16 protein-coding genes are annotated in these 19,709 nt (G+C 57.9%); 6 read left to right on the top strand and 10 right to left on the bottom strand.

All coding sequences use genetic code 11. From position 1 onward, the window contains the following. Nucleotides 1–8 precede the first annotated feature (8 nt). From QZZ60_RS01780 to QZZ60_RS01755, 6 genes are all read right to left on the bottom strand, one after another. On the bottom strand, nt 9–302 hold the full coding sequence (locus tag QZZ60_RS01780; RefSeq protein WP_295636991.1) for a helix-hairpin-helix domain-containing protein: 294 nt from the start codon (nt 300–302) through the stop codon (nt 9–11). 17 nt (nt 303–319) lie between these two features. Next, nucleotides 320–1,501 (bottom strand): hypothetical protein, encoded by a 1,182-nt coding sequence (locus tag QZZ60_RS01775; protein ID WP_295636988.1) that lies wholly within the window; start codon nt 1,499–1,501, stop codon nt 320–322. 63 nt (nt 1,502–1,564) lie between these two features. Continuing rightward, a complete protein-coding gene (locus QZZ60_RS01770) occupies nt 1,565–2,869 on the bottom strand; it encodes a hypothetical protein (RefSeq protein WP_295636986.1) in 1,305 nt (434 codons plus the stop codon). Between the two features lie 39 nt (nt 2,870–2,908). After that, nucleotides 2,909–3,316 (bottom strand): hypothetical protein, encoded by a 408-nt coding sequence (locus QZZ60_RS01765; protein WP_295636983.1) that lies wholly within the window; start codon nt 3,314–3,316, stop codon nt 2,909–2,911. A gap of 304 nt (nt 3,317–3,620) precedes the next feature. Continuing rightward, nucleotides 3,621–5,090 carry a HAMP domain-containing sensor histidine kinase gene (locus tag QZZ60_RS01760; RefSeq protein WP_295636980.1) on the bottom strand — a complete coding sequence of 490 codons (1,470 nt, stop codon included), beginning with the start codon at nt 5,088–5,090 and terminating at the stop codon, nt 3,621–3,623. Between the two features lie 8 nt (nt 5,091–5,098). Then, the gene (locus tag QZZ60_RS01755; protein ID WP_295636977.1) at nt 5,099–5,818 is read right to left on the bottom strand and encodes a response regulator transcription factor; all 720 of its coding nucleotides are present in this window, start codon (nt 5,816–5,818) and stop codon (nt 5,099–5,101) included. Between the two features lie 415 nt (nt 5,819–6,233). Between QZZ60_RS01755 and surE the strand changes: the two genes are divergently transcribed. The 5 genes from surE to QZZ60_RS01730 all read left to right on the top strand — a co-directional run bounded on the left by surE (nt 6,234) and on the right by QZZ60_RS01730 (nt 13,634). Continuing rightward, entirely contained in the window at nt 6,234–7,025 is a 792-nt protein-coding gene (surE, locus tag QZZ60_RS01750) for a 5'/3'-nucleotidase SurE (protein WP_295636974.1), read from the top strand. A gap of 145 nt (nt 7,026–7,170) precedes the next feature. Further along, on the top strand, nt 7,171–8,094 hold the full coding sequence (gene fba, locus QZZ60_RS01745; protein ID WP_295636971.1) for a class II fructose-1,6-bisphosphate aldolase: 924 nt from the start codon (nt 7,171–7,173) through the stop codon (nt 8,092–8,094). Between the two features lie 437 nt (nt 8,095–8,531). Next, a complete protein-coding gene (locus QZZ60_RS01740) occupies nt 8,532–10,511 on the top strand; it encodes an FAD-dependent oxidoreductase (RefSeq protein WP_295636968.1) in 1,980 nt (659 codons plus the stop codon). A 72-nt stretch (nt 10,512–10,583) separates the two neighbouring features. Continuing rightward, nucleotides 10,584–12,563 carry an NAD(P)/FAD-dependent oxidoreductase gene (locus QZZ60_RS01735; RefSeq protein WP_295636965.1) on the top strand — a complete coding sequence of 660 codons (1,980 nt, stop codon included), beginning with the start codon at nt 10,584–10,586 and terminating at the stop codon, nt 12,561–12,563. A 171-nt stretch (nt 12,564–12,734) separates the two neighbouring features. After that, nucleotides 12,735–13,634 (top strand): LysR family transcriptional regulator, encoded by a 900-nt coding sequence (locus tag QZZ60_RS01730; protein ID WP_295636962.1) that lies wholly within the window; start codon nt 12,735–12,737, stop codon nt 13,632–13,634. A gap of 254 nt (nt 13,635–13,888) precedes the next feature. On the opposite strand, the gene QZZ60_RS01725 is transcribed toward QZZ60_RS01730, so the two are convergent. Together QZZ60_RS01725 and QZZ60_RS01720 are read right to left on the bottom strand one after the other, a co-directional pair. Then, the gene (locus tag QZZ60_RS01725) at nt 13,889–15,400 is read right to left on the bottom strand and encodes a PHB depolymerase family esterase (RefSeq protein WP_295636960.1); all 1,512 of its coding nucleotides are present in this window, start codon (nt 15,398–15,400) and stop codon (nt 13,889–13,891) included. A gap of 107 nt (nt 15,401–15,507) precedes the next feature. Continuing rightward, complete coding sequence (locus tag QZZ60_RS01720; protein ID WP_294446022.1) at nt 15,508–16,947, bottom strand: SLC13 family permease; 1,440 nt, start codon at nt 16,945–16,947, stop codon at nt 15,508–15,510. Between the two features lie 379 nt (nt 16,948–17,326). Here QZZ60_RS01720 and QZZ60_RS01715 point away from each other — a divergent pair, with 379 nt between their 5' ends. Continuing rightward, nucleotides 17,327–18,277: a LysR family transcriptional regulator gene (locus QZZ60_RS01715; protein WP_295636957.1), complete on the top strand. Its 951-nt coding sequence runs from the start codon at nt 17,327–17,329 to the stop codon at nt 18,275–18,277. A gap of 54 nt (nt 18,278–18,331) precedes the next feature. Here QZZ60_RS01715 and argC read toward each other — a convergent pair whose 3' ends face one another. Both argC and QZZ60_RS01705 read right to left on the bottom strand, forming a co-directional pair. Continuing rightward, nucleotides 18,332–19,378: an N-acetyl-gamma-glutamyl-phosphate reductase gene (gene argC, locus QZZ60_RS01710; RefSeq protein ID WP_295636954.1), complete on the bottom strand. Its 1,047-nt coding sequence runs from the start codon at nt 19,376–19,378 to the stop codon at nt 18,332–18,334. A 53-nt stretch (nt 19,379–19,431) separates the two neighbouring features. Continuing rightward, a complete protein-coding gene (locus tag QZZ60_RS01705) occupies nt 19,432–19,704 on the bottom strand; it encodes a DUF1844 domain-containing protein (RefSeq protein WP_295636951.1) in 273 nt (90 codons plus the stop codon). Nucleotides 19,705–19,709: the final 5 nt, after the last annotated feature.

Raw genomic sequence — 19,709 nt, 5'->3', positions numbered from 1 at the left:
AAAGCTCCTCAGCATCCGCAATCCGTAGAAATGCCGGAAATGGTTGCTTCAGAAGCAAGAATGCTCAGCATTCCCTGATCAAGATTCAGTTCTTTAAGATCGTCCCAGCTCTGAAAGCCGCCAAGAGAATCCCGAAGATCCAGCACCTGCTCGGCCAGTTCCCGAGGGAAGAAGCAGCGGGTCATAAGATCTTCCGTTGTAGCGTTATTCAGCTCAAACGGCTCCTTGGAAGGTTCCGCCATGGAAACGGACGGCACAGACAAAGCCATCGTCAGGAGCAGAGAAGCAAGCAAGGATTTCATAACAACCTCCTGAAAAATTATTTTACTGCGGACATATCGGCTTTCGCCTCTTCCACGAGAAAGTCCCACATGGCGGGAATTTCCACTTCGCTATGCGTCACATGCTTCATGGCGTACCAGCCCTCAAAAACAAGATTCTTCTCACCGGGACCGCCGGTGACCACGATCTTTATTTCCTGAGGAGAGTTGTCGCCCAGACGTTCGCGAATTGCTTTCATCAAGGAGTCCGGCGTATGCCCGGCCTTGGCCAGTTCCTGCGCCGTATCCGGCGTGGTGAGCCATACGCAGGCCTGACGGCGATCCTTATGGGACTTCATGGCCTGTGCAACCTCATCCAGAAGTTCATCCACCGACATGCCGATGAAAATGATCTGCTTCATGCTGCCCACGGCGGCAACCGTCACGACGTTGGCTCTCTCGGCATACCCTTCCGACATGGGAAGAGGAGAGTGCCACGGATCCATGTCCTGATTTTCCACGACGCACATGCCGAATTCACCGGGATTGCCATGATTGGACATGTCCGTCACTCCGGGAACGCTGCCTCCTATGTTCTGCACCACCAGATTCAGGGCTCGTCCCAGGGCCGGATTGCCCTGGACGCCGCGCCCCATGGTGCCCGTACCGGCATTCAGATCGATCTGAGACGCTGCACTCCCGCTGATTATGATCAGCAGCGTTTCCACACCCGTAGTCGTAGACGGACCGAGAGAGTCAAAGTCAGGCTTGGTAAGGGCCCGCACGGCCGCAATAAGAAACGGAAAATGTTCAGGGCGGCAACCTGCCATCACGGCGTTGACGGCCAGCTTCCGTATCGTGGCCTGACCTTCCAGGGGCTTGACTCGCGCAATGACCTCCTCGGGGTCGTAATCGGCTCCCTCAAGCATCTTTTCAACACGCTGAGGAGTAGGTATGACAAGGGGCAGTCCGTCACCCCATCCGCGCAGCAGGAACAGACGGTTGATCTCTATTTCTGGACTGCCTTCCACCGTTATCTTTTCCACGTCCGTTGCAGGAAACTTATTGGCCAGAGGAGGCTTCTGGATTCCCTCTTTGTCCATGGTCTGACGAATGAAAAAATCGACATAGTGTCCATCCGGTCGGATGCCGGCAGGATTGCAGACTTCCACTTCAGCGGCGGAAGCCATGAACGGCAGAAAAAGCAGGGCACAGGTCAACAAAAATCTGAGGCTTCGCATATTCCTCCCTTATGACAAAACCGTACAGAGGGGGGAGCCGGAAGCTCCCCCCCTTTCTGTGGGTCAGTTTCCTATCACACGGCTGGCGCAGCCGCCGAAAGGCGTGAACATATGGGCGTGCTTGCCCATGCCGCCGGAAACGATGATGCACAGATCTTCCGGAGCCATAGTCTGGGGGATCATGGTATCAGGGGTGATTTCGATACCATAACGCTTGGCAAAGATATCCAGCTGACTCTGGTTGATGCCGGCGAGGTACTTCAGAGGCAGAGACGTCTTTTCCCAGAAGAGCTTCTGGAAGGCAGCCCTGTCAAGGCCGTTGCTGGAGGCGAAGTTCAGCAGTTCGGGACTGAAGATGATGAGCGGAGTGATATTGGTGTTGTCGGTTCCGAGGTAGCCTATATGGGTACGGAACACGCCGCCCATGCCACTGACGGACCGGAAGCCTTCCAGATAGCGGTCAAGCGTCGTGGCGGAATGATCCATGTGGTCGATGCCGGGATATACGCCGGCCACCGTCACCACGCTCTGATCCTTGCCGAAGCCGCGGGACACGGCAAAGGAATCCCAGCCCTTGGGCAGATGCATTTCATCTTCGCCGACGACCCAGGCCACGAGATCGCTGGGCGCTCCGAGGTTCGACATGTCGACGCCGGGGAAGGAGCCGCCCACCACTTCCGCAATGAGGGAGAGGCAGTAGCCTATGCGGTTGTTCACAGGCTGGCTGGCACCGGCCGCACCGGAGCCGCTGGCAATGCCGAGCTTCTTCACGATGGGCCCGTTGTAGACAATGAGCATGGTGAGCGAACCGGTGGAGGTGTTGCAGCCGCGCCAGTTCACGGCAGGATCCAGCAAGGCTTCGCAGGCTGCAATGATGGCGGGCATGTATTCAGGCTTGCAGCCGGCCATGACCGCATGAACGGCCACCAGTTCCACGGTGAGCACGCCGTCGCGGGGACCGACCTTGCCAAGGACTTCGGACGGAGCGCGGGTGGTGCCGGTAAGCATCTTTGCCACGCGCTCCTTCGTCGGAAGAATGACAGGCAGACTCATGGTGTAATGACGCCGCGCCATAAATTCGTTGATGGTCGCCTCATCGCCCTTCACCTTGAAGGTTCTCAGAGGATACGGCTTCTCCGTGGCGGAGGCGACGGAATCCTGAGGCTTCCAGTTGATGAGCTTGGACTTGATTTCAGGCCATATCTTGTCGACGTTGGCGTGTACCTGTTCAGCGCTGATGCCGCCCACGGGATGTTCGATGACGGCCTTGCACCAGCTCGGCGCGCCTTCGCCCGCCGCCGTATTGTCGGCAAGGCTGGAGAATGCGGAAGTGACTATGGTAAGAGTGGGAACACCGACCTTTTCCATCTGAAGCTGGTCAACTACCAGCCATGACGTGCAGGAGCCTCAGTCGCCCTGGCCGCCGACAATGAGATCCGGCTTCAGGTCGAGAATGGCAGAGGCCATTTTGGCGCTCTTGTCGCGGCTCGCACTCCAGCCGGCCGCAAGCAGACTTTCCTTGGGCTGTCCTTCCCAGCTCACGATGACGTTGGCCTTGGGGAAGTCCCGCTTGATGAGATCGCCCACATACTTCATCATGATGTCGCCGTTGGGCTTGCCGGACCAGCGGAGAACCACATTCTTGCCGTCAAGCGTCGACGGATGCGGGTTGATCTTTATCGGTTCCGTGATCACTATGCCGTCAGGCCGGACAAGTTCCCACTGCTGCACAGCAGGACTTGCCGCCTGGGAAGGACCGGCCAGCAAGGCCATGCCCACCAGAGAAAGCAACACACTGCCAACGGATATACGCATACGCTCCTCCGTGCTGAAGTAATGTCAAACGCGTCTCGGACGCCGCCTGTTCCAAAAAGAGAAGATCTCGTTCTCCTCGATTTTGTAAAAAATATAACAAGGCAATGTGTGATCAATTTAAAGTATTATTATAAACTATTATAATTTTATTTAGGAATCTTAACAAAGTTCCTTTTTAACGGCATGACGGAAGCTCCGCGGCTGCAGGGGGCAACTATCCGCAACATTGCCTCATTATTGATAATATGTTCACAATATCAGGTCCAAACGCCTTCTTTCAGCGACTGCCCTCTGTCCGACGGCATCATCCCAGAGGAAAATACAGTTCGACGGAAAAGCCTTTCGGATTCCTGTTCTGAAAGCACAGCCGCCCGGAACAGCATTCCATGCAATGCATCACGATGGACATGCCGAGTCCCGAGCCGCCGGGATGCTTCTCTCCGCTCTTTCCGCGGAAAAACGGAGTCGTAAGATGCTCCAGCTCGTCCTGTCCCACACCCGGGCCTTCATCGTCGACACTCACGCACAGTTCATGCCCGCATACCTCCACGGATATGCTTACGGGGCCGTCCGATGAAGCATAGCGGACAGCATTGCGAAGCACGTTGCAGAGCGCTGTCTGAAAGCACCGGACGTCGGCCCGGACCCGAGGAACGACCGTCTCCATTTTCAGGGTGAATGCGACGTCCCGCAGCTCTTCCCTCACGCAGTGACGAATCAGATCGGAGGGGGAAAAAGACTCTATTTTGGTGCTCTGCGGCATACCGTTGGAGCTGAGATACGACAGAACGTCCTGCACCAGTTCCGACACCTGAGCGATGTCGTGTCCGATATCCTCGACCCGACGAGCGGTATCCCCGTTCAGTCTGTCCTGCAGCACTTCCAAGCCGAATCGTGCGCGGGCCAGCGGCGCGCCGAGTTCATGTGCTATGTGACGAATGAACTGACGCTGACCGTTCATCTGACGAAAAAGTTTCGTGGACATTCTGTCCAGCGCCTGAGAGAGCCTTCCTATTTCATCATGCCGGTTCTCACAGAACAGCGGTCCCTTCCCGTGCTCATGCTCCTCCGCCCTGTAGCTCTGTCCGCCGGCCACCCTTTCCGCCACACGGGTCAGTCTTTCCATGGGCTTGGTTATGTAGAGCACGAAAGGCCACCACCACAAAAAACTCAGAAGCAGGCACAAAAGCGCGGGAAAAAGCGCCTCCTCTATGCGGATGAACATTCCGTTGCCCGTCATGGAAGGAGAGGCGGCCACGAGAAGCACATAATGTGGTTCGTTGATTTCATCGGGAATGATGACCGGCCGGCCGTACCAGTACAGCCCCGCTTCCCTGATAAAAATGGCGTTGCTTGAGGGAAGGAAGCCGCTCTGCGCTTCCTCCTGCTCTTCCAGAGACACATTTTTCCACAAAGGCCCCAGGCACAGATCCACCTGAGGACGGGGAATGAGCCCCGCCGTTTCAAGAACGCGTCTGGGGACTCCGGGCGTATCTTGAACCAACGTGTCGTCAGCATTCAAAGAACAGAGAAAAAAACGGATGCCGTAGGCATGATAGGCATTCTGCAGCTCCCGCTCCCACATTCCAGGGCTCTTGTACTGCAGGTTCAGAGCCACGATCTGCATCACGGAATTGATGCCGCCCTGAAAAAAGATGTGGGGAAAACGTCCGTCCGTACGCAGGCCCATGACAAAAAGACCGATGACCAGCAAAATGGCCAGCCATGCCAGGTTCAGTGCCGCCCACAGAAAAAATTTGGAATTGAGGCGCATGTCGACCCTCATTGAATGAACATGTAACCGCTGCTTCTCACTGTCTTTATCCAGCTGGACTGTCTTGGGCTGTCATCCAGCTTCTTTCTCAACGAGGATATATGAATGTCCACCACTCGATCCGAACCCGAGTACCAGCGGCCGAACACTTCTTCCAGAAGCGTCTCCCGGGAAAATATCTGCCCGGCGTGCGTGGCCAGAAAATACAGAAGCCGGAACTCCAGCGCGCTCAGTTCAAGATCGACTCCGTTCAGTTCGGCCCGCATGTTGTAGGCGTTCATCGTCAGGCCGTGAACGCTCAGCACGGAAGAAGACAGCCTTCCGGCTGGCGCGGGCTGCACGCGACGACGTAGAACGGCCCGCAAACGGGCAAGCAGTTCCCGAGGAGAAAATATCTTGGGCACATAGTCGTCGGCCCCCATCTCCAGACCGACGATGCGATCACTCACTTCCGTCTGAGCGGAGATTATAATGACCGGAGTATCTATGCGGCTTTCCCGCAGCTGTCTCAGAAGATCAAGACCGTCGATGCCCGGGAGCATCAAATCCAGCAAAATGGCATCGTAGGTTCGATTCATGGCCTTTTCGAGACCTTCCTCGCCGCTATGGGCGAATTCACATTCCATCTGATAGCCGCCAAGATAATCTCGAACCAGGGAGCAGAGTTTCCTGTCGTCGTCAATGACGAGAATCGAATATTTTGGAGGGGACACGGCGCTCTGAGACATACGAATTCTCCCCCTCGTTCTCTGCCGGAACGAGTGTTTTTCATAGATTACCATTATTTTTAACTACACGGAGATTTCTTTCAAGAGAAATTAACCATCCGGAGTCCCGGCATTTCCCCCGAGAACAGCCTACTCCCGGCAAGCGGCCGCGAACGCCGAAGTTCTCTCCCTTTGGCCGCCCCTGCTGCCTCTTCCCATCTGAGGATTTGGCGAAGAACTCCAACACGTTCCCTCGGAAGGCCGCCTCCGCTGGACTGAAGGCCCTGCTATTTTTTCCTCATGTTGACAGCAAAATATGGATGGTGAAAAATTCCGGGGGACATACCCCGCGGCATGTTGCCGCACTCTCATCCGCATCCTTTGCACAACGCCGGCCTCAGGCGTCACGACGCCGTCCGGCACATACGGAGCTTTCATGCGCATACTGATAAGCAACGACGACGGCATTTACAGCCGCAACCTTCATCTGCTCTACGCCGCCCTGCGCCGGGCAGGTCACGACGTGCGCGCCGTGGCCCCGGCCGGACAGCACTCCGGCGCGGGCTGCTGCCTCACGGTGCACGATCCCATACTCGTCAAAAGAGTCTGTCTCACCCTGGACGGCGGGGAATCCTTTGAAGGAACGGCCGTATCCGGCACGCCTGCCGACTGCGTCATTCTCGCCCTGCGCGGCCTCATGCCGGACTTCCATCCCGAACTCGTGATTTCCGGCATCAACTTCGGCCCCAACGCCGGACAGGACGTGTTCTTCTCCGGCACGGTGGGAGCCGCCATTCAGGCCGCCATGTACGGCCTTCCCTCCCTCGCCGTTTCCCACTGCTCCCACGACGGAGCCACCATGGCCCACGCCGATCTTGCCGAACGCGTGGCCTCGGCCATGGACTGGAAGAATCTTCCCCGTCATCGCGTATACAACCTCAATCTTCCCGACGGTCCTGCCGAGGAAATACGCGGTCTCAAGGTGTGCCGCCACAGCACGGACTGGGCCTGTCTCGACTCCTACGAACGCCGATTCTCCCCCTCAGGACGGGAATACTTCTGGATGAAGGATCCCTTCCAGCACTTTCTTCTTGAAGACGAAGGCACCGACAAAAGCTGGCTTCACAAGGGATGGGCAACGCTCTCGCCTCTGAACATTGATCTCAACGACGAGGAGACGGCCAAAAAGCTGAACGAAAACAGTCTGTGGGAAAAGGTCCGTCCGTAACGGCCGCAAAGAGTCGTTCTTTCCGACGACATCCCTTGCGAAAAATCCCTACTGCGGATACAAAAGAAACAAAGAACCGGAGAGGCTCTTTTTTACAGTCCTCACCTCTCCATGATACTTGATACCCGCTCCCCGGAGGGAAGCCATGCCTATCACCACTCCCAAAGAGATGTTCGCCCGTGCCTACAAGGAAGGCTATGCCATCGGCGCCTTCAACGTCAACAACATGGAAATCATTCAGGGCATCATGCAGGCCGGCGCGGAAGAGCGTTCGCCGCTGATTCTTCAGGTTTCCGCCGGCGCCCGCAAATATGCCGGTCAGGTCTACATCATGAAACTGGTGGAAGCCGCCCTCATCGAATCCGATCTTCCGGTAGTGGTGCATCTCGATCACGGGCCCGACTTCGAGCTGTGCAAGGCCTGCATCGACGGCGGCTTCAGCTCCGTCATGATCGACGGCTCCCATCTGCCCTTCGAGGAAAACATCGCCGTCACGAAGAAGGTCGTGGAATACGCCCATGACCGCGGCGTGTGGGTGGAAGCGGAACTCGGCCGTCTCGCCGGCGTGGAAGAACACGTCAACGCCGCGGAGAGCATCTACACCGATCCCGATCAGGCCGTGGAATTCGCCCAGCGCTCCGGCTGCGACTCGCTTGCCATAGCCATCGGCACGAGTCACGGCGCGTACAAGTTCAAGGGTGAAGCAAAGCTCGACTTCGACCGTCTCGACAAGATTTCCTCCATGATGCCCGGCTATCCGCTGGTGCTGCACGGCGCCTCCAGCGTTCCGCAGGAATTCGTGGACATGGCCAACGAATACGGCGGCAAGCTCGGCAACGCCAAGGGCGTGCCCGAAGACATGCTGCGCAAGGCCGCCAAGTCCGGCGTGTGCAAGATCAACATCGACTCCGACATCCGCCTTGCCATGACGGCCAACATCCGCAAGTACATGGCCGAACATCCCGAAGCCTTCGATCCGCGCGCCTATCTCAAGCCCGCCCGCGAGGCCGTGAAGAACATGGTGCAGCGCAAGATCCGCAACGTGCTCGGAAGCTCCAACAAGATATAAGGCCCTAGACCGGTCACGTCCTCCCGGCGTGACGGTCCCGCCCCTTCTTTCCTCTGCGGCAGACCGCCTTCGGGCGGTCTGCTTTTTTTGTCCTGAAAACGAGAGCTCGCCCGCCCCGGCGAGAACCTCCGCGAAGGCACGGCCGGACTCCCGGCCCTCCGGTCCGGCACAAAAATCCGCATCCCGCAAGACGAGAGGCGAAACCGGACGCCCCGACCCAAAATCTCCGGGGAGGTCCGCCCGGCGTGCCGGGCTATCGCACGCCCCAGCATAATCCCCACTGATAACCAGCCATTGAAAATTAATATTTTTCTTTTTCCCCTGCCTCTCCTATTTTCTGGAATAGAGATTCAGAAAGTGTAAGCCCCCGCCATGCGGCCCCTTCCGCTTCCGGCGCCGCTGAAGTCACCATCCCCCGTATCGCCAAAGGAGAGCGTATGAAGCCCATCTACAAAGAAAAATATCCCCATCTGTTTGAACCGCTCTATGTCGGCAAAAACAAAGTGCGCTTCAACAACCGCTTCAACGTCGCGCCCATCGGCTCCGGAGCCACCGGCGGCGGCGAAGACAGCGACGGCCGCATCAACACCTTCGGCATCGACTTCTGGATGCGCTACATACAGGGAGGCTTCTCCTCCGTGGCCCTGCCCATGGAAGTGCCCATCGACGGCAGCCATGAACATATGTTCAACCTGAACCCCAAGACCTGCAACCAGATGAACTTCCAGCGCCTGCAGCGCGCCGTGCACGCCTTCAACGGCAAGACCTTCGCGGAATTTCTGCACGGCGGTCCCTACATGCGTGCTGGCTTCAAGAAGATTTCCGCCGACGACGAGCCGCATCTCGGCTCCGTGGCGGCCACGGTGGCAGACATGGAGGAAGTGGCCTCCCTGTTCGGCGAATACGCGCACTGGGCGCAGATCGCCAACTTCGACGGTCTGCTGCTGCACTACGGCCACGGCTGGCTGTTCAACTACTTCCTCTCTCCGCTCACCAACCACCGCACCGACGAGTTCGGCGGCTCCATTGAAAACCGCTGCCGCTTCCCGCTCATGGTCATCAAGGAAATCCGCCGCGTGGTGGGCGACAGCCTGCTCATCGAACTGCGACTCAACGGCACCGACGGCGTTGAAGGCGGCATCACTCCTGAAGAATGCGCCGAGCAGGTCAAGATCTTCCAGGACTACGTGGACATGGTGCACATCACCTGCGGCCACCGCATCGACGCCTTCACCCGTCCCAAGATGCATCCCACCGGCTTCGATCCCATGGCGCACAACGCCTGGGCCAGCGAAATCGTGAAGAAGTCCGGCGTGTCCATTCCCATCGGCCTCGTGGGCGGCGTGTATGATCCCGCCGTGGCCGAAGAAGTGCTCGCCAAGGGACAGGCCGACTATGTGCTCATGGCCCGTTCCGCCATGGCCGATCCCGAACTCGTCAAGAAGGCCAAGGAAGGACGCGAAGACGACATCCGTCCCTGCCTGCGCTGCAACTACTGCATGGACCACGGCCGCCGCGTGGCCATTTCCAAGGATCTGCATCTGCTCACCTACCCGAGCTACGACCGTCAGTGCATGACCAATCCCATGCAGTTCCAGAGCGCCCAGAAGCTGCGCATTCCGCCGGCGGACCGCCAGAAAAAGGTCGCCGTCATCGGCGGCGGCGTGGCCGGCATGGAAGCGGCCCTGAGCTGCGAGAGAAGAGGCCACACCGTGGTGCTCTACGAAAAGACCGACCGCCTCGGCGGACAGGCCCTTCTCTCCGATCCCATGTGGTTCAAGAAGGAAATGAAGCTGTTCCACGAATATCTGGAACGCCAGGTCAAGAAGCGTCCCTCCATCACCGTGGTCTACAACACCGAAGCCACCCCCGAAATCATCGATCAGAACGACTTCGACGCCGTCATCGTGGCCGTGGGCGCGGAACAGATCGTTCCCCGCATCCCCGGCGTGGAAAAGGCCACCATGTCCTTCGACGTGTTCGGTCATGAAGACAAGGTCGGCAAGAAGGTCGTCATCATCGGCGGCGGCGCCATCGGCGTGGAGCTCGGCATTCATCTGAGCGGTCTCGGTCATGAATGCACCATCGTGGAAATGGCCGAATACCTCGCCTCCAAGGCTCAGCTCACCGAACGTACCGCCTACCTCATCAATCTTGAAAAGAACCATGTGGCCAGCATGGTGAACACCACCTGCCAGGAAATCACCGACAAGGGCGTGTGGGTGGAAAATGCCGAAGGCAGAACGTTCATCGAAGCCGACACCGTCATCATCGCCGTGGGCACCAAGCCGCTGGTCAACGAACGGGAAAAGTTCAAGGACGTGGCCTTCGACGTGATCAGCGTGGGTGACTGCGTGGAGGCTTCCAGCATCGTGCACGCCGTGCACACCGGCTTCGACGCGGGCCTCACCCTGTAATTCCGGATTCCTTCAAAAGATGCACGGGGCATCCGCGGAAGGCGGATGCCCAAAATACCCCAGGAGTTTGCCATGAAACCGATATACAAGGAAAAATATCCTCATCTTTTTGAACCCATGTACGTAGGCAAGAACAAGGTGCTCTTCAACAACAGGGTTCGCGTTGCGCCCATCGGCACCGGCGCCACCGGCGGCGGCGAAGACAGCGACGGCCGCATCAACACCTTCGGCATCGACTTCTGGATGCGCTACATACAGGGAGGCTTCTCCTCCGTGGCCCTGCCCATGGAAGTGCCCATCGACGGCAGCCATGAACATATGTTCAACCTGAACCCCAAGACCTGCAACCAGATGAACTTCCAGCGCCTGCAGCGCGCCGTGCACGCCTTCAACGGCAAGACCTTCGCGGAATTTCTGCACGGCGGTCCCTACATGCGTGCTGGCTTCAAGAAGATTTCCGCCGACGACGAGCCGCATCTCGGCTCCGTGGCGGCCACGGTGGCAGACATGGAGGAAGTGGCCTCCCTGTTCGGCGAATACGCGCACTGGGCGCAGATCGCCAACTTCGACGGTCTGCTGCTGCACTACGGCCACGGCTGGCTGTTCAACTACTTCCTCTCTCCGCTCACCAACCACCGCACCGACGAGTTCGGCGGCTCCATTGAAAACCGCTGCCGCTTCCCGCTCATGGTCATCAAGGAAATCCGCCGCGTGGTGGGCGACAGCCTGCTCATCGAACTGCGACTCAACGGCACCGACGGCGTTGAAGGCGGCATCATGCCCGAAGAAACGGCCGAACAGGTCAAGATCTTCCAGGATTACGTGGACATGGTGCACATCACCTGCGGCCACCGCATCGACGCCCTCACCCGTCCCAAGATGCATCCTACCGGCTTCGATCCCGTGGCGCACAACGCCTGGGCCAGCGAAATCGTGAAGAAGTCCGGCGTGTCCATCCCCATCGGCGTGGTGGGCGGCATCTACAGCCCCGAAATCGCCGAAGAAGTGCTCGCCAAGGGACAGGCCGACTACGTGCTCATGGGCCGCTCCGCCATGGCCGATCCTGAAATCATCAAGAAGGCCAAGGAAGGCCGCGAGGACGACATCCGTCCCTGCCTGCGCTGCGACTACTGCCTCGATCACGGCCGCCGCGTGGCCATTTCCAAAGATCTGCATCTGCTCACCTATCCGAGCTACGACCGCACCTGCATGGTCAACCCGCTGCAGTTCCAGAGCGCCCAGAAGCTGCGCATTCCGCCGTCCGACCGTCATAAGAAGGTCGCCGTCATCGGCGGCGGCGTGGCCGGCATGAACGCCGCCATAAGCTGCGCCGACCGCGGCCATTCCGTGGTGCTCTACGAAAAGACCGACCGCCTCGGCGGACAGGCCCTTCTCTCCGATCCCATGTGGTTCAAGAAGGAAATGAAGCTGTTCCACGAATATCTGGAACGCCAGGTCAAGAAGCGTCCCTCCATCACCGTGGTCTACAACACCGAAGCCACCCCCGAAATCATCGATCAGAACGACTTCGACGCCGTCATCGTGGCCGTGGGCGCGGAACAGATCGTTCCCCGCATCCCCGGCGTGGAAAAGGCCACCATGTCCTTCGACGTGTTCGGTCATGAAGACAAGGTCGGCAAGAAGGTCGTCATCATCGGCGGCGGCGCCATCGGCGTGGAGCTCGGCATTCATCTGAACGGCCTCGGCCATGAGTGCACCATCGTGGAAATGGCCGAATACCTCGCTTCCAAGACGGAGCTCACCGAGCGCACCGCCTACATGATCCATCTGAAGAAGAACAACGTCAAAACCATGGTCAAGACCACCTGCCAGGAAATCACCGACAAGGGCGTGTGGGTGGAAAATGAGGACGGCAGACAGTTCATTGAAGCCGACACCGTCATCATCTCCGTGGGCACCAAGCCTCTTGCCCAGGAACGCGACCAGTTCAAGGACGTGGCCTTCGACGTCATCAGCGTGGGCGACTGCGTGAAGGCCTCCAGCATCGTGCACGCCGTGCATACCGGCTTCGACGCCGGCCTTACCCTGTAACTGAAGTTCATCTGTTCTGCGGGGGTGGAAAAGCGTTCGTTTTTCCGCCCCCAGTTTATTTTAACTTATTGCTGATATTGCAGATAACAAACCTACAATATATGGTTATTGCCGCAAATTAAAATCACTGCTGTGCGGTCATTGCCGAAAAGTTACGGAAAGGAGTTTGTCATGCGGCTTGAACAACTGAGTTATCTCATTGAAATCACGCGACTTCACTCCATAAGCAAGGCGGCGGAAACGCTGCACATCTCTCAGCCGGCGCTGTCCGCCTCGGTCAAGAGTCTGGAAACAGAGCTGGGCATATCCCTCTTCAAGCGCACAAACCGCGGCATATTTCTCACCGCGGAGGGAGAGAAAATTCACAGCGACGCCGTGGGCATACTCAACATCATCAACGGCTGGTACAGCCAGTATCATGAGCAGGAACCGGAAGGAGAAATACATCTGGCCTGCACGCCCATCATCAGCTGCTACATCACCCCGAACATCATAGTCCCCTTTCAGAAGCTCTATCCGAAGATCACCATCTTCGTGCACAGTTCCCAGAACTACGACATCATAGCCAAACTCAAGACCACGAGCGCGGACATTGCGCTCACCACTCTGCCCGGCAACAACAGACTCATTGAACAGATCTGTGCCATGGGCTGGGAATCGCAGCATCTGTTCACCGACGAGCGACGTCTCTTCCTGGGAACGACGCACCCTCTGGCTTCCAAAAAGCAGCTCTCCCGCGAGGACCTCAAGGCCCTGAATCTGGCCTACTATTCCGATGTGAGGGATCAGGTTTCCCGCAATTATGAACCATTTTTCGGCACGCCCTACCGGCTTGCGAACAAGGAAGACATCCTTGATCTCGTCATCAAGAACGAAGCCGTGTTCATCCAGCCCTGTCACCTTTTCCGCCATGACTACCGAGTCATGGAAAAGCTCATCGTGGAACGTCCCATTCCTCTGACGGAAGTGGACAGCCGGGCCGATGTGTTCGCCCTGCACGCGCCGGAACTCTCCTCCATCGAAAAACTTTTCTGGGACTATCTTATCGAACAGTTCTCCTGCAACCTCTGAAAGACTTCTCCTTCGGAATCTTCCGTTTTCCCGAGCTTTCCCGAAGCTCCATCTTCCTCCTGCCCCGGTCCTTCGCCGGGGCTTTTCCGGTTCGTTTCCTCATTCCGCATGAAAAAGGGCGGGGATATCCCCGCCCCTGAAGGCATTCTGTTCTCTGCACGGAAACGCGGAGCCTTACCGAAACGAAAGTTCTCCGCCTTGCAGCCTTCGGGAGAAAAGCCTCCGTGCGACGGGCGCCCTTCTCCCTTCCCTGCCTACCTGCTGCGGGAATCGAGAATCTTCTTCACCGCGGCCTTTTCCATGGCGATGTCGGCCCCCGGTGCCTTGTCCCTGCCGAGCATGACGCGAAAATCGGCGGCAAAATCATAGCTCAGTCTGGCAGGCTGCTCGGAGATGTAGGCAGCCTCAAACTCGTCGTCATAGTGCATGATGTAAAAGTCACGGGCCAGAGTACGTGCGGGGGCCATGAGTTCGCCTTCGGCCATGAAGGGTTCAGGACAGTCGAGCACACGGTCGTCCACAAGCATGAGGGGGCGGGAGGCTCCCATTTTCAGGGTCTTTCCCCTCCAGGTCACCACGGCCGTTTCGCTCTTTCCGTCCATGGAAAATTCCGTGCCGGGGAATGCCGCAGGAAGGAAGGAGACCGGCAGAAAAAGCTCGCCGCTGCGCTCCATGGCCATGCCCTTCGGCATGTCCACCAGCGTGTTGTCCACGTAGGCACGCCGAGCACCGGCCGCTATGGCCACGGCGTTGCGGTCGGCGACAACGGGAGAGGCCGTCCTGACGCGGATGACCTTGCCGTCCTTGCGGGCAAAGCAGGAAAGGAAGTCCCACAGAAGGTCGGAGCGCTCAAAACCGCCGCCGTGCCCTTCTCCCAGCGTGGAACAGGCCACATAGTCGCAGTGATCCGCCCCGGCATATATGGCGAAATTGCGCCTTTCATCAAGATGAAGCTTCGGCAGGGCGGCACATCCGTTCTTTTCGAGCCACAGCTTCTTCATGCTTTCATCCATCATGTGCCTGAGCGCCCGTCTCTCAGCCAGGGGAACCACTCTGTCGTATTCACTCTGGGTGATGGAATACTGCTGATAGGTGGAGGGAAGTCCGGCCATGCTGTCCAGCTCGGCGTGCAGACGCAACGAAGGCACGGCGAACTCCGGCCTCATGCGGAAATCTCCGCTCTTCGGGTCCACCAGAATGGAAGGAAGCGTGGGACCGTCCGTAGGCGCCACTGCCGCCAGCCTGTCGGCCCTGCGGAAGGCGTAGGTCGTCGCCATGTTGTCGCCCATGGAAACGCCGGTGAGATAGATTCGGGAACGATCGACGGCGTATTTCCTGCAGGTGTCCTCAATGACGTAGTCCAGGTAGCTCACGTCGTCAGGAGCATCGCTCCGAAGCTCCCATATGTTCCACCATTTGGGGGACACGGCTTCGGGATACAGGACGATGAACCCCTCGCGCTCCGCCGTCATGTGCCATGCGCTGGAATAATCCATGCTCGGCCCGCCGAAGCCGTGCAGCGCCACCACCAGCGGAACCGGCCTGTCGCCCTTGCATCGTTCCGGCACATAGAGCTTCCAGGTGCGCTGAAATCCGTCTATGTCCGCCTTTTCGGCGATGGTTGCCGCGGGAGCAACGGAACGCGGCTTTGCGTTCATGGAAGGAAGACGCTTTTCAGGAAATGCCACTTCCGCCGCCATGACGGACGAAGACAGCATCGCGGCTAAAGCAGCGGACAGAGCAAGGTAAAGGGGCAGCTTTTTCATAACGACCTCCGGTGTTAAACATGCGGGCGGCCCGCCGATCAGCACGACTGCCGCCCGCGAAAAAAAGACGCCCGGCAGAGCCGGACGCCTTTTCAGGGGAGAGCCTTTTAGAAGGCGATGGTCATGAGCGGATAGCCTACAAAGGAGAGCAGCAGGATATTGAATACCCAGAAGTAAGTTGCATACTTGATGACCGTTCTCTGATGCACCCATTCCGTGTCGCCGTACAGAATGGCGGACGTGGTGGCCGCGGCGGGCGTGGCGATGCCGAGGGTGCAGGAAAGAATGACGCAGGAGAGAAGAGCCTGAGGATCGACGGTGCCGTTGGCCACGGCCAGCGTGTAGGCGATGGGAGCGAAGGTGGCCGCGCAGGCATTGTTGTTAGTGAGCTGCGTGCACAGGGTCGTGGTGCACACGACGATGAACACCAGCAGGTTGCCGCTGAAGCCGGCGAGCAGAGGTTCGCAGGTGTCGGCGATGAACTTGGTCACGCCGGTAGCTTCAAAGGCTCCGGTGATTCTGAGCACGGCCGCCACAAGGAAGAGCGCAGGCCAGGCCACGGACTTGTGCATGATTTCTCTCAGGCTGATGCCTTCCTTGAAGTTCAGCATGAGATAAAGGCCGATGTAGGCGAGCAGAATGCCGTTGTTGCCCATGGCCTTGAGGAACTTGGAAAGAGCCCAGCTGCCGGGAAGGATGTTGGGCAGAAGAAGAAGCACGATCAGGCCGAGGAACGACCACAGGATGGTCTTCTGATAGGGGGAAAGCTGTTCGTCGAAGTGCATGCAGTCGCGGGTTTCCAGAATGGGCGACACGTCGGCCTTGAGCACGTACTTGCAGATGAATATGACGAAGAAGATGGAAAGCAGAAGAAGCAGGCCGGTCACGCCCACATACGCGGCAAGATTGATTTCCTGGCCGCCGCTCATCTGGCCGTAAATGCCGAACACGATGGCGGGAAGGCTCTTGAAAGGCAGCATCATGTATGCGATGTCGGCAACGTACAGCATGGCAAGCAGCAGAATCATGGGAAATGTGTCGCCGGGCTTGTAGCCGTACTGCCGGCAGACTTCCTTGATGAGCGGGAACGCCACGAGCACGGCGGCTGTCATGGTCAGCATGGTCGCCAGGGCACACATGGCGATGCAGAGCATGAACACGAGGACCCACGGCCTTCCGACGACGACGGGAACGCAGATGATGCGACGGGCCACATATTCGGCTATGCCGGCCGCATTGATGATGCTGGCCACCATGCAGAAGAAGAGCAGAAGCAGGTACGTGTTGTTGCCGAAAGCCCCGCCCAGCACGGTATCCATGGGTTGCGGCAGCGTCATGCCGAGAACGACAAGTCCCATGAAGGACGGCCAGATCATGTCGATGAAAAGCCATCCATAAAGAACGCCGAAAAAGACACCAACCACTGCAAGTCCATCAGAAGTCAGTCCTTCCGGAGGTGTAATAAACCGAAATACTACCATGATAAGAATCATGACTGCGAGATTTACATAGAATTTCGGTCCATTTTTCGTTAATGAAAAACTCATGTCCTACCTCCATCCCATTGAAAATCAAATAAAATGACCTTATCAAGCCATTTTAGATGAAAAAAATTTTATTCACATGAGGAATAGTAAAAAAAAGCAGTCCATTAATACACAATAATAAAACTGCTTCTGTGACCGTAAATGCACATATAAGAACAGCGCTCTCTTATGAATTAATATTAATAAAGAAAACTGATAAAAAGAAAAATATTAATTATCAATGGCTGGATATCAGTTTGAATTATGGGAGAGGAAATAGCCTTGCCTGAATGAGAACATACGGGTTAGGATACGACATGGAGCAGGCCTTGTCCGACCGTCACGGCAGAATTTCAATCCGCACGGACACAGCTCCGTCAACCGTTCAGGGGAGGTAGAAATGCGCCTGGAGCAGCTGGAATATTTTGTGGCTACCGCCGACGCTGGAGCCATCAGCGCCGCCGCACAGCGTCTGGGGATCTCTCAGCCTGCCGTTTCCGCCGCCGTGCGGAGTCTGGAAAAGGAACTGGGCAGTCCGCTGCTCAAGCGCGGCAACAGCGGCGTCAGCCTTACCCCTCTCGGACGTCTCACCTATCGCGATGCGCACGCCATTCTGGACCTCGTGCAGAACATACAGGCCAGAGGAAAAAGCGTGGAGGCGGGAGGTTCGCTGGCCGTATGCGCGCAGCCGCTGCTGTCCTTTCATCTGACGAGCGTGATCGTGCTTCCTTTCACAAAGCTGCATCCGAAAATCAATGTCTTTGTGCGCAACGTGCCCAACGTGGACATCATCGCCGACCTGAAAAGCGGCCGTTCCAACATTGCGGTCACGCTGGTATGCATGGGTTTGAAAATCCGTGAACAGGCGCGGGGCATGGGTTGTGAAATAGTTCCCCTCTACACCGACGAACGCAAGATGTTCATAGGATCGGGGCATCCGCTGGCGCACAAGGACGAACTTGAGCCCGAAGATCTGAAAAAGCTGCACATTGCCTACTACTCCCACAGCTCGGACCACGTTTCCTCCCGCTATGCTCCGTACTTCGGCGGAGAATACCGTCTGGCCAACAGAAACGACATCCTCGATCTCGTCATACGCAACGAGGCCGTCTTCATTCAGGCCGGAACCATGTTTCAGCACGATTACCGCGTGCGCAAAGGCATGATGGTGGCAAAAAGCATTCCCATAAAAGAACTTGATCACAGCGCCCCCATCGTGGCCATACGCGCCCCGGAAATCTCTCTGGCAGAGCGTCTGTTCTGGGAATTTCTGGTGGAGAACTTCTCAAAGACCCTTCCTCCCGACCCCAGGACGCCGCAGCCCTGTTCCGGGGGCGAAACGCACACATAAAAAAAGAGGACGGCAGCAGACGCTGTCGTCCTCTTTTTCATGTGTCGTCGTTTTCTACGGAACCAGCGGGGCGAAGCCCAGTCCCGTTTCCACAGGAAGACCGAACATGAGATTGGCGTTGGCCACGGCCTGACCGGATGCACCGCGGCACAGGTTGTCGATGGCCGACGTTATGATGAGCCGTCCCGTGCGTTCATCCACGGTGACGGCGATGTCGCAGAACATGGTGCCGCGCACGTTGCGGGTTTCCGGCAGCTTTCCCGAGGGCAGCACGCGCACCCAGGGGCTGTCCTTCCAGAAGTCCTCATACATGGCCTGCACGTCGGCCTGAGAGAGCTGGCTCGTCAGCTTCGTATAGATGGTGGCGAGAATGCCCCGGCTGATGGGCAGAAGATGCGGATTGAACGACACCGTGACGGGCGTTCCCGCAGCAACGGACAGTTCCTGCTCGATTTCCGGCGTGTGGCGATGTCTGCCGCCGATGTTGTAGGGACGGAAGGAATCGGCCACCTCGCAGAACAGGGAGCTCACCACGGCCTTGCGGCCCGCGCCGGTGGTGCCGGACTTGGCATCGATGACGATGTCGTCGGTACGGACTATGCCGCCCCGAAGCGCGGCATACAGCCCGAGGATGGAAGCCGTGGGATAGCAGCCGGGATTGGCCACGAGTCTCGCCCCGCGAATCTGCTCCCCGTAGATTTCAGGCAGGCCGTACACGGCGTGCGCAAGATGTTCCCTGCGCGTGTGGGGCTTGTACCAGGCTTCGTACACGTCGGCATCGCGCAGACGAAAATCCGCCGACAGGTCGACGACCTTCACGCCGGCATCATAGAGCGCGGCGCCGATTTCCATGGCCACGCCGTGAGGCACGGCAAGAAAGACCACGTCGCAGATCCCGGCCAGCGCTTCCGCGTCGGGCTCCATGAGCACGACGTCGGCGCCCGGAAGCCCCTGCAGAAAAGGATACACGGCATCCAGCCTCCGGCCGGCATCCTGTCGGGAAGTGGCGGCGGTCAGCCTGATGGAAGGATGGGAAGCCAGAATTCGGGAAAGTTCCATCCCGGTATAGCCCGTTACGCCGACCAGTCCGGCTCGCAGCATGGCAAAACTCCAGAAAAGGGCCGGAAACCGGCCCGTTGACGGTGAGAGGTGCGTCAGGAACGCGCCACGAACTTCATGCGCAGCTCATAAAGAACGTCGCGCATGAGCTTGCTTTCTTCGGGCGTGAGACCGTTGCGCGTCTTGTCGTCGAGCATGGTGAGCACGTCTATGGCATTGCGGGCAAGGGCCTCGTTGCGGGACGTGTTTCCCGTTTCCGGATTGGGCACCTCTCCGAGATGCACCAGCGCCGAAGAGGCGAGAGAAAGCACAAAGGTCGAAAACGTCACTTCCGGCAGCACGGTGGCCGAATCGTTCTTGTCTGACATGACAC

Origin of the sequence: uncultured Mailhella sp. (genome assembly GCF_905187505.1) — a bacterium.
GTDB lineage: Bacteria > Desulfobacterota > Desulfovibrionia > Desulfovibrionales > Desulfovibrionaceae > Mailhella.
Note: the sequence above shows the minus strand (reverse complement) of the source record. Positions and strands in the feature narration are given on the sequence as shown.